This window comes from Pseudomonas weihenstephanensis, assembly GCF_001043055.1.
GTDB classification, from domain to species: domain Bacteria; phylum Pseudomonadota; class Gammaproteobacteria; order Pseudomonadales; family Pseudomonadaceae; genus Aquipseudomonas; species Aquipseudomonas weihenstephanensis.
Map to the genome: position 1 here is coordinate 183035 of NZ_JYLF01000009.1, position 22768 is coordinate 205802.

Annotated in this window: 20 protein-coding genes; 2 read left to right on the forward strand and 18 right to left on the reverse strand. The window is 58.5% G+C overall.

The genetic code is table 11. The annotated features are described in order from the left end of the window. Positions 1-2 precede the first annotated feature (2 nt). From TU86_RS19130 to TU86_RS19140, 3 genes are read right to left on the reverse strand one after another with little or no spacing between them, the layout of a single operon-like run. Entirely contained in the window at positions 3-1403 is a 1401-nt protein-coding gene (locus TU86_RS19130) for a phenylacetate--CoA ligase family protein (protein ID WP_048365878.1), read from the reverse strand. Between the two features lie 12 nt (positions 1404-1415). After that, positions 1416-1838: a DUF2000 domain-containing protein gene (locus tag TU86_RS19135; protein WP_048365879.1), complete on the reverse strand. Its 423-nt coding sequence runs from the start codon at positions 1836-1838 to the stop codon at positions 1416-1418. Further along, positions 1828-2232, reverse strand: coding sequence for a Dabb family protein (locus TU86_RS19140; RefSeq protein ID WP_048365880.1), 405 nt, complete (start codon positions 2230-2232; stop codon positions 1828-1830). Before TU86_RS19140 ends, TU86_RS19135 begins: the two co-directional genes overlap by 11 nt. A gap of 220 nt (positions 2233-2452) precedes the next feature. Between TU86_RS19140 and TU86_RS19145 the strand changes: the two genes are divergently transcribed. Beyond that, positions 2453-2938 carry an Lrp/AsnC family transcriptional regulator gene (locus tag TU86_RS19145; RefSeq protein WP_048365881.1) on the forward strand — a complete coding sequence of 162 codons (486 nt, stop codon included), beginning with the start codon at positions 2453-2455 and terminating at the stop codon, positions 2936-2938. Positions 2939-3121: 183 nt separating this feature from the next. After that, positions 3122-3859 carry a hypothetical protein gene (locus TU86_RS19150; RefSeq protein ID WP_048365882.1) on the forward strand — a complete coding sequence of 246 codons (738 nt, stop codon included), beginning with the start codon at positions 3122-3124 and terminating at the stop codon, positions 3857-3859. On the opposite strand, the gene TU86_RS19155 is transcribed toward TU86_RS19150, so the two are convergent. From TU86_RS19155 to tssB, 15 genes are all read right to left on the reverse strand, one after another. Next, positions 3803-4846: a serine/threonine-protein kinase gene (locus TU86_RS19155; protein WP_048365883.1), complete on the reverse strand. Its 1044-nt coding sequence runs from the start codon at positions 4844-4846 to the stop codon at positions 3803-3805. The genes TU86_RS19150 and TU86_RS19155 overlap by 57 nt on opposite strands. Then, on the reverse strand, positions 4843-5571 hold the full coding sequence (locus TU86_RS19160) for a PP2C family protein-serine/threonine phosphatase (RefSeq protein ID WP_048365884.1): 729 nt from the start codon (positions 5569-5571) through the stop codon (positions 4843-4845). Before TU86_RS19160 ends, TU86_RS19155 begins: the two co-directional genes overlap by 4 nt. Then, positions 5571-9092 carry a type VI secretion system membrane subunit TssM gene (gene tssM / locus TU86_RS19165; protein WP_048365885.1) on the reverse strand — a complete coding sequence of 1174 codons (3522 nt, stop codon included), beginning with the start codon at positions 9090-9092 and terminating at the stop codon, positions 5571-5573. Before tssM ends, TU86_RS19160 begins: the two co-directional genes overlap by 1 nt. Beyond that, positions 9092-9982 (reverse strand): type IVB secretion system protein IcmH/DotU, encoded by an 891-nt coding sequence (gene icmH / locus TU86_RS19170; RefSeq protein WP_048365886.1) that lies wholly within the window; start codon positions 9980-9982, stop codon positions 9092-9094. The genes tssM and icmH overlap by 1 nt, the downstream gene beginning before the upstream one ends. Before the next feature lie 5 nt (positions 9983-9987). Continuing rightward, positions 9988-11319 (reverse strand): type VI secretion system baseplate subunit TssK, encoded by a 1332-nt coding sequence (gene tssK / locus TU86_RS19175; RefSeq protein ID WP_048365887.1) that lies wholly within the window; start codon positions 11317-11319, stop codon positions 9988-9990. 2 nt (positions 11320-11321) lie between these two features. After that, on the reverse strand, positions 11322-11822 hold the full coding sequence (gene tssJ, locus TU86_RS19180; protein ID WP_048365888.1) for a type VI secretion system lipoprotein TssJ: 501 nt from the start codon (positions 11820-11822) through the stop codon (positions 11322-11324). Positions 11823-11827: 5 nt separating this feature from the next. Then, positions 11828-13021 carry a type VI secretion system-associated FHA domain protein TagH gene (gene tagH / locus TU86_RS19185; RefSeq protein ID WP_048365889.1) on the reverse strand — a complete coding sequence of 398 codons (1194 nt, stop codon included), beginning with the start codon at positions 13019-13021 and terminating at the stop codon, positions 11828-11830. A 17-nt stretch (positions 13022-13038) separates the two neighbouring features. Continuing rightward, positions 13039-13179 (reverse strand): hypothetical protein, encoded by a 141-nt coding sequence (locus TU86_RS19190; RefSeq protein WP_048365890.1) that lies wholly within the window; start codon positions 13177-13179, stop codon positions 13039-13041. Positions 13180-13268: 89 nt separating this feature from the next. Next, on the reverse strand, positions 13269-14783 hold the full coding sequence (locus TU86_RS19195; RefSeq protein ID WP_048365891.1) for a sigma-54 interaction domain-containing protein: 1515 nt from the start codon (positions 14781-14783) through the stop codon (positions 13269-13271). Between the two features lie 10 nt (positions 14784-14793). Beyond that, positions 14794-17439, reverse strand: coding sequence for a type VI secretion system ATPase TssH (gene tssH / locus TU86_RS19200; RefSeq protein WP_048365892.1), 2646 nt, complete (start codon positions 17437-17439; stop codon positions 14794-14796). Between the two features lie 13 nt (positions 17440-17452). Beyond that, positions 17453-18460 carry a type VI secretion system baseplate subunit TssG gene (tssG, locus tag TU86_RS19205; RefSeq protein ID WP_048365893.1) on the reverse strand — a complete coding sequence of 336 codons (1008 nt, stop codon included), beginning with the start codon at positions 18458-18460 and terminating at the stop codon, positions 17453-17455. Continuing rightward, entirely contained in the window at positions 18424-20211 is a 1788-nt protein-coding gene (gene tssF / locus TU86_RS19210) for a type VI secretion system baseplate subunit TssF (RefSeq protein WP_048365894.1), read from the reverse strand. The genes tssG and tssF overlap by 37 nt, the downstream gene beginning before the upstream one ends. 126 nt (positions 20212-20337) lie before the next feature. Next, positions 20338-20745, reverse strand: coding sequence for a type VI secretion system baseplate subunit TssE (gene tssE, locus TU86_RS19215; protein WP_048365895.1), 408 nt, complete (start codon positions 20743-20745; stop codon positions 20338-20340). A 12-nt stretch (positions 20746-20757) separates the two neighbouring features. Further along, positions 20758-22233: a type VI secretion system contractile sheath large subunit gene (tssC, locus tag TU86_RS19220; protein WP_048365896.1), complete on the reverse strand. Its 1476-nt coding sequence runs from the start codon at positions 22231-22233 to the stop codon at positions 20758-20760. A gap of 28 nt (positions 22234-22261) precedes the next feature. Next, on the reverse strand, positions 22262-22765 hold the full coding sequence (gene tssB / locus TU86_RS19225) for a type VI secretion system contractile sheath small subunit (RefSeq protein ID WP_048365897.1): 504 nt from the start codon (positions 22763-22765) through the stop codon (positions 22262-22264). Positions 22766-22768: the final 3 nt, after the last annotated feature.

Here is a 22768-nt window from a genome sequence, read left to right on the forward strand (position 1 = left end):
GATCAGGCTCTCCGTGCAGCAAGGGTCAACGCGGTATCGCGTTCGCGGTTATCGCTGCCCTGGCGCTTGTCGTGCAAGCGGGCGGCTTTCCAGCTGACCATGGCAGCGGTGCCGGTGACTGCATCGGTCGGGCCGACAGCAATGCGGGTCAGCGCTCCCAGGCGCGTCTGCATGAAGGCCGCGATGGCCACCAGATCGTTTTGCGTGGTCGCGCCCGGATACACCTCCAGCGTGACCTGCAACTGGTCAACGCCACCCACCGACTCCACCTGAATGTGGTAATCGAGGCAGCCCTTCAAGTGCTCGAACAACGCCGCTTCAACGTCGTAAGCACAATGGTTGTGGCCGTTGAGGACCAACGTGTCGCGCACACGGCCAATCGGCACGAGGTGCCACTTGCCGTTCTCCACGGCATGCACCCTGACCATGTCACCGGTGCGATAGCGAATCAGCGGTTTTTGCCCTTGATACAAATGGGTGATCACCAACTCGCCGGTCATGCGCTGATGTTCCGGTGACAGCACCTGGCCCGTCGCCGGATTGATCACCTCATAGATCACATTCAGCGGCACCGTGCACAGATCGCCGCGGGCATCACACGCCGCCAGAATCGACGACTCCTGTGAGGCGTACATGCAGTTGTACAGCGTGCAATTCCACACTTCGCCAATATTGCGCAACAACGCGGGCGTGGTCAGCTCGCCCAGCGTCAGCATCAGCTTGACCCCCAGGTTAGCGGGCTGCTGGCCTTTCTTGATCAAATGCCTGGCCAGGCTGATCGCCACGCCGGGCGTACACACCAATGCTGTGATTTTCAATTCGCGGATCAATGCCACAGCACGGTCCAGCCCGACCACGGGCGAGCGCGGCCACATTTTCACCACGGTGTGGCCAAGGCTGCGGCACACGTCTTCAAAGGTGTCACCGGTTGAATGCAACTCAGTAGGGCCCATCACCCCCACAATGTGACGTTCACCGTGCGCGCGAAACAGCTCACCGTAACGCTGGATCAGTGGGGTGTTATTGAAAATCGAATCATGCTCATTGCGCGGGCATGGCGTGGCGGCGCCGGTCGTGCCGGTGGTCTCGTAATAGACCCAGGCCTTATTGAGCGGTGCTGCGGCCAAATCGTGCCCGGCCTCGCGCAGGTCATTTTTGCTGGTAAAAGGCAGGCGGCTGAAATGTTCCCAACTCAGCGAATCAATGCTGTCATCCGGCACGCTGGACAAATGAGTCTTATAAAAAGCTGAGCCCGCTTTAACATAGCGCACCACCTCTTTAAGGCGATCAAGTTGCAGTTCCTTAAGGGCAGACTCGTCAATGCCGCCCGCCTCAAAAGCCGCCTGCTGTTGATACACCGCGCGCGCCAGGTCTAAAAGTTCAGGCTTGAATAATGCGTACACATAACCTCCTTGTTATTTGAAGAGTGCGAGATTGCCGGTCAACTTACTGATTAACTTTTTCGGCCCCACCAGACCAATGGCAACTAACTCAATGGCCGGACTGTCAGCCTCGGCAATACGCGACTCATATTCTTCATAGGTTTTGCAGGACTGCGCCAACGCACTAAACGGCATCACATGCACGCCTTCATCCGCCAGTGCCTTTTCTTGCAAACTGTGCAACAACGCATTGTCAGACACCAGAATAGGCAACGGTGCGTAAATGACACCGGGGTAGTTAATACCATCACGGCTGTGCAGATCCGGACCTACCAAGCCTTCGATCGCCCCCCCGAAACTGACCCCGATCACGCTGATGGCATTGGCTGCATGCCCCAGCCCCAGAGCCTTGTCGACAACAATCACGCACTTGTGAATGGCCGCATCAAACTTCATGTGTCTCTCCCTGGACTTTCCGGCTTTTCAAGATATCCCACTGTTTTATCTGGCCACCCACGCCCCCGGCCAACAACCCGGCAAAACTGGAGGTTTGGCTGTCCACTTCAACATCCACCACGGACCACGTCGCAATACGCCGCCACTTCTCCACGCCACGCATATGATCCGGATGTATTAAGTAGGCGGACAATTGTGTGTGATTTTCAAACAAACCCATGACCACAAAGTCCATCGCCTGTGCGCGTTCACTTATATTGCGCCCACAGGCCCATCCCAGAATCTCATCAATGTACAAGGGGTGTTGGTGAGTGGTTGATTCGGCATCAATAACTTCTTCATCCCCCCATTGATACGGTTCAATAAACTTGAAAAACACCAAATGAAGAATCATGCAGTCCCCTGAACGCGCACCTCGCGGCGCACATCACTGTTATTTTTATATAAGCAAGGGTTAGCCCTCACTGCGAAAGTTATTCAAGGCGTGTGTGCAGGTTGATGATTAAAGCGTTAAAAAATACTAAACCTTTGAGCAGAATAATTATTTCTATTTTGATTGCCGCGCGAATCGATTTAGGTAGAATCTTGCGCCTGATGACAGGGAGTTGGAATTTATGACCACGCCGGTGCTAACCACTACAGATGTGCGCATTCTTACCGCTTTGCAACAGGACGGCCGGATCACCAACCAGACCTTGGCCGATCAGATCGGCATGTCTGCGTCCCCCTGCTGGCGCCGCGTGCGCCAACTCGAAGAGCACCGCTACATTCAGGGCTACCGGGCGGTACTGGACCGACGCAAGATCGGTTTGGGGGTCATGGTGTTCGTGCGTATCAGCATTGGTCACCACAGCGAGGCAGAAGCCAAGAAGTTCGAAGAGCAAGTCATGCTGCTCGAAGACGTTGTGGCCTGCTACAGCATCGGCGGCGACGCCGACTTCTTGCTGCAAGTGGTTGCCCGTGATCTGGACTCTTTTGCCGATTTCGCCATGTCAGTCGTCCGGCGACTGCCCGGTATCAAAGAGATGCAGAGCATGTTCGTATTGAAAGAAATCAAACCCTTTGTCTCTTTCCCGGTTAAAAGCGCCCAAGACATTTAGCGTGACGCCCCACCGTTGAGTTCACCTTCAGGACGATCATGAACATACGATTAACGGAAACAAGAGACTGGCAAGCCCTCAAGTCCATTCGGCTTGCGGCGCAGTTGCAAGCACCGACAGACTTAGCCAGCCATCTCCAGATCAGGGTGCAAACCATGATTTGGGAAGACAGGGACCGGACCGATGCATAAACACTGGTCGCAGATCAAGCAGCTCTACATCGAAAGCAATCGGGTTTTTAGCTACCCACGCCTAAAAAGCTATGGCCGCTGGCGGGCGCTGGGGCCAGCCCTGGGGGTGCTCGGGCTGATCATTGCCCTGTCAGGCACGCTGTTTATTTTCAACCACCCAGTGGGCCCGGTTGCGTGCGTCACCGGTATTGCCCTGGCCATGATCGTGTTCTTCAGATCTGTCGACAAACTGCTGACCCGCCTCTACCCCTGCGAATACGAGCAGTACGATATCGCTCAGCAACGCCTGTCTGAACGCGTTGATTACTTGGCTTACGCGCTGTTCATGCAACGTATCAAAGCGCTCGGCTACACCCCGGCCCGCCTTGAAGCAATTAGCGAATACTCTGAAACCCTCAGCCAGCCGCCAAAACCGTTTCTGATCAACCAGCACTTCATGACGATGATCATGATTTCGATTCTGGTCAGCCTGTTCAGTGCTTATCTGCAAAAAACCTCAGGCTGGTCGACGCAGGCGCTGGAGTACATTTTGACCGCCGTTGCGATGACCTTCGTACTGGGTCTGGTGCTCGACGGTTTTCGTGTGACGCAAACCCGAGACGGTCGCATCCGGCGTTATCTCAAGCGCGCCTCCATTGAGCTAACCCACGAAGCAAACGCACAGGCAGCGCTCTCAGAAACGCCCGAAACGCTCACTCACCCTGTGGGCAATGCAACGCACAGCGGGTAACCCCCACAGCCAGCCACGCCACGTGCTGGCCCAGGCGTCACGCAGTTGCTGCACGGTGATGATGCGCTCTGCCGGATCAACACTCAGCGCCGCTCGCAACGCAGGCCAACACTGCTTGGGCACGTTACGCGGCGCACGCAGTTGCAGGTGCAAACCCTGCTCACGTGCGGTGTTTGAGGGCAGGCGCTGATACGGATGTTTACCCTCGGCCAACTCATACAGCACGCACGCCAGGGCAAAAACATCCGCACGGGCCGACAACGGTTGCCCTTCCAGCAGTTCAGGGGCCGCATAGCCGGGCGTCCAGGCATTAAAACGGCTGCGACTTAACTGCGGCAGGCCACTGAGAACGCCCTCCTCGGCCTGCCCCAGGCCAAAATCAAACAGGCGCACACCGTCTTCGCTGACCATCACATTGCTGGGCTTGAGATCACCGTGCAGCACCCCACGTGCGTGGGCATGAGCCAGCGCATCCATTAACGGCAAGGCGATCTCGCGCAATTCGTCCCACGCCAGGCCCTGGGGCCGCTCACACAGCAGCTTGTCCAGCGTTAACCCGCGCATCAGCTCCATGGTGATAAAAGCGTGCTGACTGTCGGGGTCGACCTCAAACGTATGCAGACGCAATACGTTGTCGTGACGCACATGCCGCGTGAGGGCGAATTCGCTGTACAGCAATGCGCTGCAATCAGGGGCTTGTGCGAAGGCTTCGCTGAGCACTTTGATGGCGATGTACGGTGACGGATCGCCGTACTGCTCATGCAGCAAGTCCCGCGCACGGTACACCGCGCCCATCCCACCCGCACCCAGCAAGCCTTCGAGCTGGTAACGGGCCGCCAGCACTTGCGGTAATTGCCCGACACTGGCCCGGGTGGGCGGGCCAGCTGGCGTGTCGCACACCGCCTTGGCAAAGGCAAAATAAGTCAGGTTACTGGCATGCTCAGCGCTGAGCAGCAAGTCGTCGATCACACTGTCGGGCAGGCTCATTGGCGTATCACCACGGCCGTCAGGTTATCCCGTGCAGCGCCACGTAACGCACCGTTAAACAGCCGCTCCAGCGCCTGCTGCGGCGCGGGCAAGTTCAACGCATGGCCAAGCGCGTCCGTACTCAAGCCTTGGTACAAACCATCGCTGCACAACAAAAAAGCATCACCGGGTAACGTCTCCAACTCCAGTACATCGAGGGTCAATTGCTCACTGGCCCCCACGGCCCGGGTCAAGGCATGAGCCGACGGATGCGCCTTGGCCTGTTCGACGCTCATCTGCTGTTCATCAATCAGTTGTTGTTGCAAGGAGTGGTCTTTGGACAGCTGGTACAAACGCTGCCCACGCCACAGATAACAGCGACTGTCACCGGCCCAGATACAGGCCGCACGGTTGCCTTCCATCAGCACCGCCACCACCGTGCTGCCCATGATGCTGTCATGGCGCCCGGCGGTGACCGTCAGCTCTTGGCCCAACCGCCGGTTCAGCCAGTGCAGGCACTGACGAACGCCCTTGAGGCGCTCGTCAAAATCCACCTGCGTCGGCAAGTCTGCCAGGCTCGCGACGATCAACTGGCTGGCAATATCACCGCCCTGATGACCGCCCATACCGTCCGCGACCACCCACAACCCCTGTTGCGGGCACTCCAGAAAGGCATCTTCGTTGCGCGCCCGCACCTTGCCCGCATCGGTACGCGCCGCGCTGCGCCAGGCACCGCTCACCGGCATCAGAGTTGCACCGGCATACGGAAAGTGCGGATCACACTCATGTCAAACGGGTTCGGTGTGCGCGGGCTGGTCAACAAATAGTTAGCGCGCAGGCCGCCAAGATCGGCTTTTAGCACCAACACGTCACGGCCGGTCAGCGACTCGGTTTGCATCAGGTCGAACAAACGGAACAGTGACCACGGCCCGGTATTTTTCTCGATGCCCACCGGGCGCCCGACCATTTTGTCCAGTACCAGGCTGGTTCGACCATCCGCGGCCTCCGTGGGCCATTTGAACGCCACCGGCACAATCGGCCCGTGGCGGTATTCAATGACCTTGTCGCCGAAGGTGAACTGCGACCGACTGACCGCCGCGTCCAGCGTGTAGGGCTCAAGCTTGAACTGCACCTGCGGCTCGGCCGGATTCTCTGCAAAGAAACTCTGACGGATCACCTGCGCCGACCCCATCTGGTCCAGGTATGCCTTGGAGATGGGCAAGCTGTGCCCATCAATGCTGCGCAACCGGTAGTTACCCGGATCACCGCTGACAAAGGCGCGCATGTAGGTGTCGAAGAACTTGTCCGCAATGCCCTGTGCCTTGAAGAACTCGCGGAAGTCGCTGATGGCGACGTCGCTGGTGCTGTGGGCATAGAACGGATAGCGCTTGTTGATCGCTTTGCCGTAGTAGCTGTACAACTCGCTCTGATAGCGCTGGTTCAAATACTGATAAGTATCGTCAAGCAGCAAACGCCAGGTGTCTTCGGCCAATACGTTGAACCAGGTGCCCACCGGGCGCGGCAAACGCGCCGAGGCATTGCGCAAACTGCTCAACGCATCGCGCTGACCGCTCATGCGCACCTTGGTCATTTCATAGGCCGCCTGCTCTGGCGCACTGGCACGGGCCAGGCTGGTCAGTTGCAACTGCAAGTCATTGAGCGCTTGCAGCGCCGGGGTCAAATCAGCGGCCGGGCCGTTGTTGTCATCCAGCAAACGGTGCAAAGGTTCAAATCGGCGCTGCAACGACTTTTTGGCGGTGTCTGGCAGTTTGGCGGTCAACACTTGCGATGCCTTGCCCGCCACTGCTTTAACCGCCTTGCCTGCTTTTGCGGCCTTTTTGCCCAATGCTTCAGTGGCCTCACCGGCTTCTTCGACGCTGTCGGCGATGGCCTGGAAGCGCGTGTTTTCCCGCACTTCAACCAGCAGTTGCAGCACGGGCGAGTTGGATGAGGTCAAGCCCGCCAATTGCTCGGCACCTTCACCGGCATCATTGATCGGTTGCAGCGCCACTCGGCCCACGGCTTCGCCCCAATAGTTGGCGTAGTCACGGAAATACAGCTGCTCCAGCTCCACCATCAGGCGGCGCAAGTCCATCCCGCTCATGCCCGGACCTTCGCCCAACACCCAGTTGTCTTGCAGGATGTCGGTGACCAGCGTGGTGCTCTGCACCGAGAAATACTGCTGATAGCCGCTCTGGGTATAGAACCCCGGAATCACATAGTCTGTGCCGATAAACAACCCGCCCTGCGGCCCCAGGTGCTGACTCAACCGGTATTCCGGCAAGCTGCGCGCCTGCTCACGCAACATCCGATAAACCACGTTGGCCAACGACTCACTGCGCAATACCTGACGCGCCTGCGCCACCAACTGTTCGTTTAGCGGGTACACGAACGGTTGCTTGAGCAAACGTTCAAAGTGCGTATTCAAGCCGTTTTGCACCTCGGTGTTACCGGCGTAACGCACCGACCAGTCGGTGGCAACCCAGTCTTTGAGCCAAGCCGCATCACGCCGGTCTTTGAGGTTAAGCATCAAGTAGGCACGCAAACTGTTAAGCAGGCGCTCGCGATTCTTGAGGTTGGTACGAATCTGCCCCTCAAGCATCGTCGCGACTTGAGGCAATAATTGGGCTTCAAGCGCTTGGTCATACGCTTGCGTGACCACGGGATTGACCGCCTCACCCTGATAAAGACCACCACGTTCCAGGTACGACACCTCCCCCGTTTTGGGAAACACTTGCGTCGCCGCATACAGCGTATCCAGCGGCTTTAGCACTGCACGGGCGTCGTCACGAGCGGTCAACGCTGCACGCTGCTGTACCCACTCCTGAGCCAATGTGCGCAGGTTTTCGAGGCGTTCATAGTTAGCCGAAAAGCCACCGGCCCACAACACGCCAAACAGCGCCAAGGCGGCCAGCGCGCCCACATACAAGGCCCGTTGGCCCCAATGGATGCGGCTGCGTTCGCGCTTGTCCAACCCTGCCAGATCAGCCTCAGGAAAAATCACCCGGCTGAACAAATGATGGATAAAACACGCACGCCCCCGGTGCAGGTTAGGCAATGCGCCAGCACTCAGGCTGTTGAGGTCATCCTCCTCGCTGTTGTCCGTCACGTGTGACACATGCGGCGCGCTGGTCAGGTAAAAACCACGTAACTGGCTGACACGCTGGTAGCGATTGCCGGTAAAGGCCATGTCCACAAACAGGCACATGCGTTCACCGATCTGGCCTAACTGATGCGGGAAATCGAGGATTCGCGCACGGCGCTGAGTGTCACGTTCCTGATGCATGCGCATGATCACCTGGCTATTAAGCCTGCGCAGCAGCTCTTCAAACTCAGCCCGTAAAACCGCGACATCGGTGCCACTTTGCTCCTTGCGCAACGTGGTACCCAATACCTGATCGCTTTCTTCGCGGCTTAATTGTTCAAAGAACTCATCGAACCCCAGTAAACGGTCTGCCTTGCTCAACACCAGGTACACCGGCACATCGACGTGCAGCTTTTGATGTACATCTTGCAAGCGCGCGCGGACTTGACGCGCCAACGCCTCCAGCTCACCGTCAGTGCCGTCCAGCAAGGTTTCCACGGGAATGGTCACCAGCACGCCATTCAAGGGACGGTTGCGCCGCCGTTGACGCAGCAAACTCAGCAACGTGTGCCAGCCGCTGCCATCGACTTCGGCATCCGGTTGGGTCAGGTAGCGACCCGCGGTGTCGATCAACACCCCATGATCGGCGAAGTACCAGTCGCAATAAGCCGTGCCCTGGGTATCGCGGGTCAACTTGCGGTCCAGCTTGTTGATCGGGAACTCCAGCCCCGAGAAGTCCAGCAAACTGGTTTTGCCGCTGCCCTGTGGGCCAATCAGCAAGTACCACGGCAAATCATTGCGCCAGCGCTCGCTGCGACCGCGATACACGCTGGAGGTCTTGAGGGTGTTGAGGGCGTCCTTGAAGCGCGTTTTGAGCGCTTTGCGTTCACTCTCGATTTGCTCTTCGCGCTGCAAACGGGCCTGCCCGTCTTCGCTGTCCAGCAACACTTGCTTGCGCACTCCAGCGCGCCAATTGACGTAGACCATGAACAGGCCCCACATCAATATCAGCGCGCTGATGGTCAACAGCCGCGAGGTCGAACCTTCCCAGAACTTGTAGTCATTGACCGCTAACAGCGGCCCGACAAACCACACCAGCAGCGCCACGCACAGGAGCAGTAACAGGGTCCAGACCCAGGTCTTGCACAAGAATGCGCCGATTTTTTTGAAAAACTGTTTCATCACACGTCCTTGTTAACGGCGGCGGCATCAGGCTGAACCAACGCCGGATCAAGCTGCTGATAAGGTTGCAATACCGTTTCGCGCTGTTCACCCAACACCCAGGCAAAACCGCAATACATCACCACCAGACACACGGCGGTAAACAGCACCACCATCCAGGCCGGTACGATGCGCACCAGATGGCGTCGCTGCTGGCTCAAACCTTCCCACTGCGGTGACAGCTCGCGGGGAACATCGCCGCGCAGTTGGCGGATCTGGCGATACAACGCATCGCGGATACCTTCCAGTTCCAGCATGCCGCGTGGCTGGACCCGGTATTTGCCCTCAAAGCCCAGCGACAGGCACAGGTACATCAACTCCAGCATCGGCAAGTGCTTGACCGGGTTTTTGGACAGTCGATCGAGCAGCTGAAAAACCTTTTCGCCACCGAACGTCTCGTTGTGAAAACTGCTCAACAGGCTCATCTGCGACCATTCGCTTTCATTACCCCAGGTCGTCGTCACCACCGCTTCATCGACGACTGTGCACAGCACGTAGCGGGCCGCCATGACCTGGCTGCTTTCCGCGCCGTTGTGCAGCGCGCGCACCTCAAACACTTTGAGCGCCGCCGTCAGCCGCTCGTTGAGCGGGAGCAAATCCTCACGACTTTCGCTGTGCTTGAGCCGAACCACCTCACTTAACAGCTGCGAAGCGGCGGCGACCAATGAATTGAGGCTGATGCTGAAGGTTTGCGTCGGGCGCAGGCGCGCGGCGTAAATCATCCGTTCTTCGAGCTGTTCAAAGCGCGGCGGCGAGGCGAAGTCAGTCAGCGGACCCGCGCCGGGCCCTTGGCCTTTGCGGTCAAGCAGCACGGTTTTTTCGTCCTGGCTATGTTCCATGTCCTTGATCATGTCGGTCAGTTCCTGATGGCCCAGAATTTCAGTTCAAGCTCGGCAAATTCCCCGGATACATGGAATGCAAAACCACCGGAGCGCTCCAGCTGTGCCACGTCATCAGGACTGAGTTCGAGAATGAAATAGGTTTTATTGGAATGAAAAGCGATCTGGCGCGGCGCAACCGGCAGCGGTTTAACCTTGATCCCGGGCAGGTGCAGGTTGACCAACTGGCGGATCTGCTCCACGGGGCCGACCTTCAGGTGCGCAGGCAGGCGATGGCGCAGCTCTTCGCTGTCGCAGTTGGCGCTGGCGGCCAACACAAACGAGGCCGAGGCCAGCAGCTTGTGGTCGTGTAACGGTGACACCAGAATCCCGTATTGACGCGCTTGCAGCACCAGCTCAATAGCATGCTGCTCCAGCACCATCGACAGCACTTGGCGAATCGCGTCCATTAACTTGCGAAAGCTGGCGCCCTGATCGCTGTGCTGATAACGGCTGTCCAGACGCGGGCGTTTGGTGTCGCTGGAAAACGTCGCCAGCTCGCCCAGCATGGTCAGCAGCGTGCGGTAAAGCTCTTCGGGGTGGACCTGCTCAAGTCCCAGGTAATGGCGCAGCAACAGCTCGGTACGGTTGATCAGTTGCAGCATCATGAAATCGCCGACTTCAGCACCACCGACCTTGCCGTTGGAGCGAATACGCTCGGCAATGGTGTCGCCACGGTGCCCGAGCATGCTGATGATTTCTTTGAGGCACGACAGCAAATAGCTCGAAGAGTGCGCCTGGATAAACGTCGGCACAAAGTCCGGGTTGAGGCTGATCACCCCATCGGGCGTGGTGTCGAGCACCTCACACAGCTTGAGCTTGACGTACGCCTGATCGCTCTGCTGCTCACCCAGCAGCAAACGAAAATCCGGCCGCGCGCAACTCACCTGGCTGGACGAGTCATCGCCTGCATTAGAGTCAGTGACTTCGGACTCGTAGGCGGTGTAACGCGCCAACACATCGGATTGCTCCGGGCGGCGGGCTTCAATGTGGTTGCCGGTGACCAGCGGCAACGCCAGGTAAATCGGCGTATTGCCGGTGTTGGGTGGCACATCGAGGGCCAGCGGTTCAGTGTTGCCGCCCAACTCAAACAGGCTGCCGTCGGGCAAGATCCCCGACGCCTGACTGACCACCAGCTTGCCCATGCTGAGGAACTGCAAATCGATTTCCAGCCCCAGAAACCCCCAGATGTAACTGCCCAGCAACTGCGTGCGGGTTTTCATCTGATGGTCGTAATAACGATCGTTATGTTGAAAATGCTGCGGACGCAGCAGCATGCCTTCCTGCCAAATGACTTTGTGCGCATTCATGATCAGTCATCCGCCTTGGCGAGCATTTTTTGAGCGTTGAGAATGCCGCTCTGATCGAGGATCAACGCCACGTCCGTTGTCTCTTGCGGGGTGACTTCAACCGTATAGCGCCACTTACTGTCAGGCAGGTCGCGGTACGCCGCGAGGATGCCGATATAACGGCTGCCCTCCTCTACGGTGAGTTTCAACTCCAGGGTTTCACCTGGGCGCAACTCAAGCTGTTCGCTGGCGACCATGTCCGGGCTGAGTGCCTCTTTGGCATGCTCATACAGACTGAAAAAGTCCGCATTCTCAAACGCCACCGGGTGTTTGAGTTCAAACAGGCTCACCACCACAGGTGAAGGACGCCCGTTAAGATCAGGGTTCAATTGATCACTGGCTTGAAGTTTGAGATTGACCTTGGTCAGCGTCGAATACGGTGACAGGGTCGAGCAGCCCGCCATCAGCACCAGGGCGGCGCAGGCCAGCAGCGTGTGAAACAAACGGGGCGAGCAGCAAGACATGCGCTTCATCCTTGGTAGTCGTTGTGAAGGGAAGAAATCAAGCGCACCTGTTCTTCGTAGGCTTGCGCGAAGTCACGGGCCAACAGGCGTTCGCTCCAGTCATCGTCCTGTTGCAACGCCTGGTGATAGCGACCGAACGCTCTCCAGCGGCTGCCGGAGGTGGCCAACAAAGGCTTGTTGTCACGCTCAAATCGCAGGGTCAGGCGCTCGGGCGAAAAGTGCTCCAGCGTGCTACGCAACGCCGCCCGGCTGGCGCTCAGCAATGCCACCTGATGCGCCTGCACATCACGAAAGGCTCGCGCAACAGACTGCTCGGCCGACAACTGTCCCGGACGGCCTGGCGCAAGCAGGATGCCCAGCGCTTCACTGGCGTCAATGGCCACTTTCAGCGGGTTCTTTTGCGTGCTTTGAACAGTGGTTTGCGCCAGACGCAACTCGTTTTTCAGCTCGCTGCGGGTGCGCAGGCTCTGCTGCAACCCTCCCACACTCTGTTTAAGCAACCGCGCAGCCTTCAAGGCCAAGGCTTCTCGGGCATCGTGATCAAGCTCGTTGAGGTCAACGCCGAGCGCTGCGCCAAAGTGCTGCCAAAATCCTTCAGTTTGACGCTCGACCGCAGGTGGTGGCGCCGCAGGCTCTGCCACAGGGGCTTTGATCAGTTGCGGTACGATCAGGCGCTCGCGATCCACCTGCGCGTAATCGGCTCGCTGGCGCGGCGGTTCGGCAGCGGTTTTAGGGCTGATCAGTTCATTAATGTGCGCGTCGTCGTGCTCGTGCTGACCGAGCGCATTGAGCGGGTCAAGATCATAAAACGCATCATCCGGAATGATGCTGCCCGCGGCTTGCGGCAGACCGATTTCAACGTCAAGGCTGGCCGGGTCACGAATCAGCCGGGCGCGGATTTCAAAGTCGCCCAGTACATAGGCCGTCCCACTCTCGATGCGCAGCGCTTCACCCTTGGGCAGGCGCGCACCGGTGTCACGGTCCTGAATACCGTTGCTGCTGGTGTCGGTCAGGTAAAACACACCGTCGCGGTAACTGATCAACGCGTGGCGGTTGGACAAGTGACGCTTGCGGTCAGGAATGACCCAATCGCAATCCTCACCGCGCCCGATCACGCCACCGCTGGGGGTGAAGGTTTTCTGGCACAGCTCTGTAGGCACGAATTGCTTGGTGTTCAGCATTTCGAAAACCAGTTCCATGATCTTGCTCCTTGCGGTCACTTGCCGCGATTGACCGCCTGCGGATCACCCAATGGGCGATAGGTGTTGTCATTGAATTTGTAATTGCCGTTACAGCCGCCAAGGCCGCAGACAACAACGAGGGCCAACAGCACGGTTTGCCAGTGACGAACAGGCATCGGAGGGTCTCCTGGGTAGACAAATTTCACAGGCAGGCGCTGGACGCGCGGCCTGCCGCAATCGAATGAGATGCACGCAAGAGCATTAACTAACCATCGCGTTCACCCACCTGAACATTCAGGCGCTCCATGCGGTACAGCAAGGTGCGGCGCGGCAGCCCCAGTTCGCGGGCGGCCAGGGTCTGGTTGCCATCGTTTTTGCGCAGGCTGTCGAGCAACCAACTGCGTTCGACCTGCTCCAGTCGTTCTCGCAGGCTCAGGGGGCTGTCTTCCAGTGCCAGGTCGGGGCGTAACGAGAAATGCTCGGCCAGTAGCTCCCCGCCCTCGCACAGCAGCACGGCACGTTCGACCAGGCCTTTGAGTTCACGCACGTTACCCGGAAAGGTGTAAGCCAGCAGATGGTCCAGCGCCGCCTGCGACCAATGCACGGCGTCGCGCTGCAAGAAGGTGCAGGCCTTGTCGGCGAAGTGCCGTGCCAACTCCAAAATGTCGCCTTCGCGCTGGCGCAGCGGGGGTAACTCAATGGGAAATTGCGCCAGTCGGTAATACAAGTCCTCACGGAATTTGCCTTCACTGACCAGTACTGCGAGGTCGCGATGCGTCGCGGCAATGATGCGCACATCAATTTTGTGCGTGTCGTTAGACCCCAGCGGCCGGATCTCGCCTTCTTGCAACACACGCAGCAGCTTGGCTTGCAGCGACAGCGGCATGTCACCAATTTCATCCAGTAACAAAGTGCCGCCGTTGGCCGCATCGAACAGGCCGGGGCGGTCGCAATCCGCCCCGGTGAAAGCGCCCTTGCGGTAGCCAAATAGCTCGCTTTCCAGCAGGTTTTCCGGGAACGCCGCGCAGTTCTGCACAATAAAGGCCCGTGAACGACGCGGGCCGTAGTCATGGATGGCGCGGGCAAAGACTTCCTTGCCGCTGCCGGTTTCCCCCAATAGCAGCACGGTGTACGGGCTGTGCAGTACTTTGCTGATTAACGAATAAGCCTGACGCATGACCGGGCTTTTGCCGATCAAGCCATAGCCGCTGGCACTCGGCACGCTGACCAGCGCCGCAGGGGGGACGCCTGCCGAGCTGCGCAATGATTGCAACAGATGCAGTTGTCCGAGTACGAAACTGCCGAGTTGGGCCAGTGAGTGCGCAAAACCTTCGAGTTCAACAGCGTGCTGACTGGCGCACAGCAGCACGCCTGCCACCGATTGCTTCTGGTTGACCAGCGGAACGCACAGCAACGACTGCCACGCCACGCCCGCGGGCAGGAAGCTGGTCTCGTGCAGACTGGAACTCAGCGCGTTGAGGCACAGCACCCGGTTTTGGCACAGCGCAAATTGCAGTAACTGCTCCCCGTTGTAATCGGCGGGCAGGCACTGCGCTTCACGGGGTTGTACCACCCCGTTCAGGCACTCGGCGCTCAAGCCCAGGCAGGTGTGGGTGGCGTCCAGCAAATACAGTTGCGCCAGTTCGCAGCCGCTGAGTTCTGCCAGCCCCTGCACAAACCGGCCCAACAACGTGGCGTCATCAGGTGCATGCGACAGGTTCGCAAACTGCGCGAGCAAGGCCTCTGCATACACCAAGGGTTGTGCCACTTGCTTAAACATCACGCCCACCTCAAGCAAACTCGCAGATCACGCTGGCATTGGCGTCAAGCGTGGCATGCACGCGTTTGAGACTCACGCCTTGGGCCATGGCGTCGAGCAAACGGTCGGCAACCAGCGTTAACACGTGCTGATCAAGCAAGTGATCAATCAGCCGCGCACCACTGTCGCTCTGGGTGCAACGCTCGGCCAATTGATCCACCAGCGGCTGGCAATAACTGAAGTCCAACTGACGACGCGCCAGGCGCTCGCCCAAACGATCCAGTTTGATCTCAATCAGTTCGCGCAACACCGGGCCGCCCACCGGGTAGTACGGGACTACGCGCATACGCGCCAACAGTGCGGGTTTGAAGTGGTGACTGAGCACCGGGCGGATGGTGTCTTCCAGCACTTGGGCCGATGGCCGTGCTCCGTTCTCGCACAGCTGTGAGATACGGTCGCTGCCCAGGTTTGAGGTCATCAGGATCAGGGTGTTGCGAAAGTCAATCTCACGCCCTTCCCCGTCATTGGCCACGCCTTTGTCGAAGATTTGGTAAAACAGGTTCAGCACGTCCGGGTCGGCCTTTTCGACTTCATCGAGCAACACCACCGAATACGGCTTTTGGCGCACCGCTTCGGTGAGCATGCCGCCCTCGCCATAGCCCACATAGCCTGGCGGCGCGCCAATCAGGCGTGACACCGTGTGTTTCTCCTGAAACTCGGACATGTTGATGGTGGTGATAAAACGCTCGCCGCCATACAGCAAGTCGGCCAGTGCCAACGCCGTTTCGGTTTTGCCGACGCCGCTGGGACCGACCAGCAAAAACACGCCCACCGGCGCATCGGGCTTGTTTAACCCGGCAGCTGTGGCACGCATGGAACGGTCGAGTGCATGCACCGCTTGATCCTGCCCGCGAATGCGCGTGCGCAAATCGGTGGCAAAATTCGCCACCTTGGCGTTGTGCTCACGCGCCAGTTGCGCCAACGGAACACCGGTCCACGCGCTGATCACTTCAGCCACCAGCCGTGGGCACACTTCAAAGCTGACCAGACGCTCAGTGAGCTGGGCCTCGGTCAAGCTGCGATGGGTTTCATTGAGTGCCGCCTCAAGGGTTTCGATGCTCGGTGCATCATTTTCCGGCGTCTCAATGACTAGACCTTCGGCATCTTCCTGTAAGGCCACCCGCGGGGCTGCGGCAGCAGCGATGCGCGCCGTCGCCAATGCTTTGCGTTGCTCCAGCAAACGCTCAGCCAATTGCTTTTGCTCGCTCCACAGTGCCTCCAAGGCCAATCGCTCGTCTTGAGCATCGCTCAAACGGTCTTCGAGCAGGTCAAGGGCTTCGTGGTCTATCTGCAAACCGGCTTCGGCATCCCGACGCAGGGCCTGACTCTGGCGATCACCTTCGGCCAGCTCACCGCGCAATTGCTCAAGGCGCTGGGGCGCGGCCGCGAGGCTGATACGCACACGGGCACAGGCGGTGTCGAGCACATCCACCGCTTTGTCAGGCAGTTGACGTCCGGCCAAGTAGCGTGCAGACAACTCAGCGGCCGCCACCACAGCGTCATCACGCAGGTAGATGCCGTGGCTTTTTTCATAGACTTGGGCCAAGCCGCGCAGAATCGTCACCGCCTCGCTGACGGTGGGTTCGTGCAGTTGCACGGGTTGGAAACGCCGCGCCAAGGCCGGGTCTTTTTCAAAATACTTTTTGTACTCCGACCAGGTGGTGGCTGCAATGGTGCGCAACTCGCCACGAGCCAGCGCGGGCTTGAGCAGGTTGGCAGCATCGGAGCCACCCGCGTTGCCGCCTGCGCCAATCAAGGTGTGGGCTTCGTCGATAAAAATAATGATCGGCTTGGGCGACGCTTTGACTTCGTCAATCACCCCTTTAAGGCGACGTTCAAACTCACCCTTGACGCTGGCACCGGCTTGTAACAAACCCATGTCCAAAGCCAGTAATTCAACACCTTTAAGGACCTGCGGTACTTCACCGGCGGCAATGCGCGAAGCCAGCCCTTCCACAATCGCGGTTTTACCCACGCCGGCTTCGCCGACCACAATCGGGTTGTTTTTACGGCGACGAGCCAAAATGTCGATCATTTGGCGGATCGCATCGTCGCGGCACAGCACCGGGTCGAGTTTGCCGTCGCGAGCCTGTTGCGTCAGGTTGTGGGTGAAGCGCTCCAGCAACGACTCACCCGGCGCAGTGGGCTTACCGGTGGCCGGTTGCTCTTTGAGCGACAGGGCAAACGCCTTTAAACGCTCGATGTTCAACCGGGCCAGCAGTGGCAAGTAATGACTGCCTGCGTAACGCATCGGATTGCGCAGCAATGCCAGGATCAACGCCGCTTGATCGACCTGGCTTTGACCCAGCTCCAGGTTGGCCACTAATAAAGCGTCTTGCAGCCACTGCACCAGTTCGGGAGCAAATACCGGGTTGCGCGACGCACTGTGTTCAACCCGCGACTGCAAGGCCGCACTCAATTCTCCAGCGTCCACGTCCGCGTCTTGCAGCGCTCGCGACAACAAGCCTTGCGCACGCTCAAGCAAACCCAGCAGCAAATCTTCTACCAGGATTTTGCTGCCGCCGCGGGCCACGCAGCGTTCAGCCGAGCTTTCGAGGTCGCGACGGGTGTCGGCGTCCAGCGCCTGAATCAGTTGTTGCAGGTCTACGTTGATCATGTGTCATCAGTCCTTAATGTATTTTGCTGCCCAGCGTCACCACACCGTCGGCGCGCTCGCGGCCCAGCCAACTGGTCCAGCCCAGACGACAGGCGTTTTGTTCGCCAATGCGCAGTTCGCGGATCTCTTCCTGACGCAGCACCAGGCGGATGTCGTAGTCGAGCGGATCGCGCAAGGTAAAACGCACCAGCGCGCACAACGGTTGATAACCGAACCCGATGGGCAAAAACTCATGAAAACGCTCCCAATCCAGTTCGCGGATGTAGATACGAAACTTGCCGCTGCGGTCGCGCACCCGCTCGCCCAGTACCAAGTCTTCACCCAGCATGCTGTTGGCACGGCCCAAACGGTTGCGCTGTTCTTCAAGAATCTCGACCCGACGCTCAATGCATTGCTCGATGGTCAATTGCGCGTGTTTGAAGTAGTAACGCAGCACTGCCTCAATCAGCGCCGCCGAGTGCGCCCGCAAGCTGAGCAACCCCAGATACGGCAGCAAGCGTTTCCAGTTCAGCTCCTTGGCCTGACGAATCTCTTCGCCGCCCAAGCCAATCAGCGCAAACAGTTGCGCCGAAAAAGGGTCCAGCGCACCGCTCTGAAAACTGGCGCGGTAGCGGTATTTTTTCCAGATCGGCAGCATCAGCCGTTGCAGGCGATGGTGAAACACATCCAGAAAGTTGCGTGTCGGGTTGCCGTCTTCGCTGTCGCCCAGCGCCTGCTCGCCATAGAACGCAGGCAAGGGCGAACCGGCGCCTACAAGCCCGATCAAGTTGAACCGCAGGCGTGCGCGCAACTGCCCGTGCTCGTTGAAAAACTCAACCCGGTCCACATCACTGCCCGGAAACCCGAGGCTGGGGTTGGCCTGAAATTCCAATTGGTCGTACAGATCGTCTTCGCTCAGGTAGGGATGCGCTTCACGCAAGCGGTCCACCACCAGCAACACGGCCTGGAACAGCGAGTACTCGCGTATTACCCGGCTCAGCCCGCTTAAAGAAGCGGCTGAAGGCCCATACGGGGTGTCCATTGGTACACCTCTCCCTGTGTGCTTTTTACGCGCAACTCGTGATACGAATTAAGACTGGCGTAGAGTGCGAAAAACTCGTTGAGCACCGACGCAAACACGAACAGATCGCCTTCGCCGATATACCCCTGGGTGTCGACAGTCAGCTCAGTGCGCAACCCGCGCACCGGCAACCCGCGGTGCAAGCGGTCTACGTGCTGGTGCTTGATCGACTTGAGACCGCCCAGCAAACGCTTGCTGACTTTCTCTGCGTGCTGGTCGTAGTAGCGCGGCAAGTCGTAAGTTTCGAGAATCACCTTCAATGCATTGACATCGGCCAGCGACAGGTAGTTAAGCGACATGTTGCTGATCAACTTCCACAGGAAATCGCGATTGAGCGGCGGCGCGAAACTGGCGGTCGCAGGCGTGATGTTGCGAAAAGTCAGAAACTCCGGGGTTGCTTCACATGCCCGGCAAATGTCACCCAACTTGAGTTTGCGCGGCAGGTTCTGATTGGTGCAGGTCAGCTCGATCGACAGGGTTTCGTGGGCTTCGCTCTGGCGGATACCAAAACTCAAGTACGTATCGAGACCGCCGTGCAGCAACGACGAGCGCTGACGAATGCTGTAATGCGCGCGGGCGGTGGGCACATCGAAGCTGGGGTCATGCTCAAACGATTCGAATGGCACGTAGTCCTGATAACCCAAACCACCGGGTTTCCAACCAATCACGCTTTCGACCGAGAACACACCGCAATGCTCTTGCTCGTACTCCGCGGGCAACAGCAGGTACTCGTCCTGTTTACCGTCGAGGCGAATCGGCAGCGCGTCATGCTTGAACAGGTTCACAATCGGCGTGCAATACAGCTTCACGTTGTCGAGTGTGGGGCGCAGGCGCTGGATACCGCTCTTGCGGATGTCAAAGCGCAGTTCCAGGCCGCGCATCTGTTTGAGCGTGTCGGGTGGCAACGCCTTGAGCATGTCCAGCCCATTGACATCGACAAACAGAAACTTGTCCTGAAACGCGAAATATTCTTGCAGGTAGCGGTAACCACGGAAGGTGTTGAGCGGGTACGGAATCAACGCTTCTTCTTCCGCGAAGCCGACGAGCTGCACGCGGTCGCCCGGCATTTTGAACGCCATCGGGCGCCCGCCCACGCCATCGAGCGGTTTGCCCGCAGCGTTCAACGGCACCAGTTCGATGCTTTCCAGATTGCGCAGCAGGCTCAGGTACAGCATCTGGCTGATGTAACGCTCGCCAGCAAAGTGCAAACGCAACGTGCTCAGTTGCAGCTCTCCCAAGTGGCCGTCAGCACTCATTTCAAGGCGTAAGCTGAGCAACGAACCGTCACCCTTGACCGAATAGTTGAGGGCGGTCAGGTCGAGCGCCATGACGTCGGTCGGGTAACAGGTGCGAAAGCGGCAGCGCACACCATCAATCGGCACGCTTTCTACCGGTGTGTCGCGCTCCACCCTCAGTGCAGGGCCCGGCAAGGTCAGCGGGTCAAACTGCAAAATGCTGAACGCCGGCAACGGACGCATGTAGTTGGGCCACAGCAATTGCATCAACGAATGGCTCAACTCCGGCAACTCGTCGTCGAGCTTCTGGCGCAGACGCCCGGTCAGGAAGGCAAACCCCTCCAGTAACCGCTCCACGTCCGGATCCCGACCGGCTTGCCCCAGAAAAGGGGCCAACGCCGGGCTGCGCTCGGCGAATCGACGACCTAACTGGCGAAGTGCGGTGAGTTCGCTTTGGTAGTAGTGGTTAAAGGACACGAAATACCTTCCCGGCTTTAAAACTCATGAAAAAACTGCCCTGCCCGTCCAGGCTTTGCCCACCCCCGGACCGATAAGGAACTGCTCACGTCTCGCGATGCGCCGCCCTGTTGCGGCGCGCAATTTTCAGGTCACTTTGACTTGACCGCTGCCGTCCAGGCAGGCGGAGAACGTCACTTGACGCTTCAAACCCTCAACTTCCAGCAGCCCTTCGATACTGAAGGTCAGGCGCAGTTGATCGTTATCCCGCGGCAAAGAAACGACACGCACCTCGCTCAAGCGCGGTTCGTAGGCTTCGATAAAACCCACAATCGCCAAACGTGCCTGACTCAAGGAGTCGTGCAGGCTCAGGCGCATGTCATTGAGATCGGGCAACCCGTAATCGGACAGCGTTTGCACACTGCCCGCACGGGTGCTGAGCATCTTGGCGAGGTGGGCAGCCACAGACGCCATCGCCGACACCTCGCGGCTCCAGCCGACGCGTTTGTCCGCATCGCCATTGAGGCGTTCGAAAAGGCTGCCGTATCCCGTCATCAGACGCTCCGTTTACTCTTTGTCCAGCTTGCCAACCAGCGACAGAGTGAAATCGGCGCCCATGTACTTGAAGTGCGGACGCACGTTCAAGCTGACGCGGTACCAGCCAGGCTCGCCTTCAACGTCACTGACGATGATCTGGGCTGCACGCAATGGACGACGACCCCGCACTTCGGCGCTCGGGTTTTCCTGGTCGGCCACGTACTGGCGGATCCACTTGTTAAGTTCCAGCTCAAGGTCGGTGCGCTCTTTCCACGAACCGAGTTGCTCGCGCTGCAACACTTTCAAGTAGTGAGCCAAACGGTTGACGATCATCATGTACGGCAGCTGGGTGCCCAGTTTGTAGTTCAGCTCGGCGGCCTTGCCTTCAGCGCTGATGCCAAAGAACTTGGGCTTTTGCACGGAACTGGCTGAGAAGAACGCGGCGTTGTCGCTGCCTTTGCGCATGGTCAGAGAGATGAAACCTTCCTCGGCCAATTCGTATTCACGGCGGTCAGACACCAGTACTTCGGTCGGAATCTTGGTTTCGATTTCGCCCATGCTTTCGAAGTGGTGCAGCGGCAGGTCTTCAACCGCACCACCGCTCTGCGGGCCAATGATGTTCGGACACCAGCGGAACTTGGCGAAGCTGTCAGTCAGCTTGGTGCCAAACGCGTAGGCGGTGTTGCCCCACAGGTAGTGCTCGTGGCTGTTGGCGACAGTTTCTTTGTAGACGAACGACTTGACCGGGTTTTCTTCGGGGTCGTACGGGTTGCGCAGCAAGAAGCGCGGCACGGTCAAACCCACGTAGCGCGAGTCTTCGGACTGGCGGAAGCTCTGCCACTTGGCAAATTGCGGGCCTTCGAAGTGGTCCTTGAGGTCCTTGAGGTCAGGCAAGCCGGTGAAGCTTTCCAGACCGAAGAACTTGGGACCGGCCGCTGCAATGAACGGCGCGTGGGACATGCAGGCCACGCTGGACACGTACTGCATCAGCTTCACGTCGGGCGAGCTTGGGGACATGAAGTAGTTGGCGATGATCGCGCCCACAGGCTGACCACCAAACTGGCCGTATTCGGCGGTGTAGATGTGTTTGTACAGGCCGGCCTGCATCACTTCTGGCGAATCTTCGAAATCGTCCAGCAGGTCTTCTTTAGACACGTTGAGGATTTCGATTTTGATGTTTTCGCGGAAGTTGGTGCGGTCAACCAGCAGTTGCAGGCCACGCCACGACGATTCCAGCGACTGGAAATCAGGGTGGTGCAAAATTTCGTCCATTTGACGGCTGAGCTTGGCATCGATCTCAGCAATCATGCGGTCAACCATGGCCTTCTTGACGGGTTCACCATTGTTCTGCGGCTTGAGCAGCTCTTCGATAAACGCCGACACGCCACGCTTGGCGATGTCATAGGCTTCGTCGTCCGGGGTCAGACGCGTCTGGGCGATGATGTTGTCAAGAATGCTGTATTCGCCGTTTTCGGTACTGCTTTGCTGCGCTGCGTTGGTGCTCATTGCGTTGTCTTCCTTGGCTGATGGGGACTCAAGCGTCCTGGGCGGCGGCGTTCAAGCCCAGCTCGCCCAGTACGCGACCACGGGATTCATCGTCGGCCAATACGCTTTCGATGGCTTTGCGAAAGGCCGGCGCATTGCCCAATGGGCCTTTGAGGGCCACCAGCGCGTCGCGCAGCTCCATCAGTTTTTTCAACTCCGGCACTTGCTCAACCAGGCTGGCCGGGTTGAAGTCTTTCATCGAGTTAACGCGCAATTTCACGGCCAATTCTTCAGTGTCGCTCTCTTCCTGAAGGCGGTTGGCAACACTCAAGGTCAGGCTCAGTTCTTGCTTGGCCAGCACTTCGTCGAACGTCATTTTGTCGATGCTGATCGGCTTGCGATCTTCGACTTTGCGTTCGTCCTTGCGGTGGGTGTAATCACCGATGGCGAGTAGTTTCAACGGCAGTTCAATTTCTTCCTGAGCACCACCGGTGGCGGGCTTGAAGGTGACGTTGATGCGTTCCTTGGGGGCTACCGAGCCTTCTTTGGCCATGGT

What these genes read in the sequence shown, in the direction of transcription:
- tssB (WP_048365897.1), bottom strand. Translation starts at nt 22,765, where the DNA reads ATGGCCAAAGAAGGCTCGGTAGCCCCCAAGGAACGCATCAACGTCACC.
- tssH (WP_048365892.1), bottom strand. Translation starts at nt 17,439, where the DNA reads ATGATCAACGTAGACCTGCAACAACTGATTCAGGCGCTGGACGCCGAC.
- tssM (WP_048365885.1), bottom strand. Translation starts at nt 9,092, where the DNA reads ATGAAACAGTTTTTCAAAAAAATCGGCGCATTCTTGTGCAAGACCTGG.
- TU86_RS19135 (WP_048365879.1), bottom strand. Translation starts at nt 1,838, where the DNA reads ATGAAGTTTGATGCGGCCATTCACAAGTGCGTGATTGTTGTCGACAAG.
- TU86_RS19145 (WP_048365881.1), top strand. Translation starts at nt 2,453, where the DNA reads ATGACCACGCCGGTGCTAACCACTACAGATGTGCGCATTCTTACCGCT.
- tssJ (WP_048365888.1), bottom strand. Translation starts at nt 11,822, where the DNA reads ATGTCTTGCTGCTCGCCCCGTTTGTTTCACACGCTGCTGGCCTGCGCC.
- tssE (WP_048365895.1), bottom strand. Translation starts at nt 20,745, where the DNA reads ATGACGGGATACGGCAGCCTTTTCGAACGCCTCAATGGCGATGCGGAC.
- TU86_RS19195 (WP_048365891.1), bottom strand. Translation starts at nt 14,783, where the DNA reads ATGTTTAAGCAAGTGGCACAACCCTTGGTGTATGCAGAGGCCTTGCTC.
- icmH (WP_048365886.1), bottom strand. Translation starts at nt 9,982, where the DNA reads ATGATCAAGGACATGGAACATAGCCAGGACGAAAAAACCGTGCTGCTT.
- tagH (WP_048365889.1), bottom strand. Translation starts at nt 13,021, where the DNA reads ATGGAACTGGTTTTCGAAATGCTGAACACCAAGCAATTCGTGCCTACA.
- TU86_RS19155 (WP_048365883.1), bottom strand. Translation starts at nt 4,846, where the DNA reads ATGAGCCTGCCCGACAGTGTGATCGACGACTTGCTGCTCAGCGCTGAG.
- TU86_RS19140 (WP_048365880.1), bottom strand. Translation starts at nt 2,232, where the DNA reads ATGATTCTTCATTTGGTGTTTTTCAAGTTTATTGAACCGTATCAATGG.
- tssG (WP_048365893.1), bottom strand. Translation starts at nt 18,460, where the DNA reads ATGGACACCCCGTATGGGCCTTCAGCCGCTTCTTTAAGCGGGCTGAGC.
- tssC (WP_048365896.1), bottom strand. Translation starts at nt 22,233, where the DNA reads ATGAGCACCAACGCAGCGCAGCAAAGCAGTACCGAAAACGGCGAATAC.
- tssK (WP_048365887.1), bottom strand. Translation starts at nt 11,319, where the DNA reads ATGAATGCGCACAAAGTCATTTGGCAGGAAGGCATGCTGCTGCGTCCG.
- TU86_RS19150 (WP_048365882.1), top strand. Translation starts at nt 3,122, where the DNA reads ATGCATAAACACTGGTCGCAGATCAAGCAGCTCTACATCGAAAGCAAT.
- TU86_RS19190 (WP_048365890.1), bottom strand. Translation starts at nt 13,179, where the DNA reads ATGCCTGTTCGTCACTGGCAAACCGTGCTGTTGGCCCTCGTTGTTGTC.
- TU86_RS19160 (WP_048365884.1), bottom strand. Translation starts at nt 5,571, where the DNA reads ATGCCGGTGAGCGGTGCCTGGCGCAGCGCGGCGCGTACCGATGCGGGC.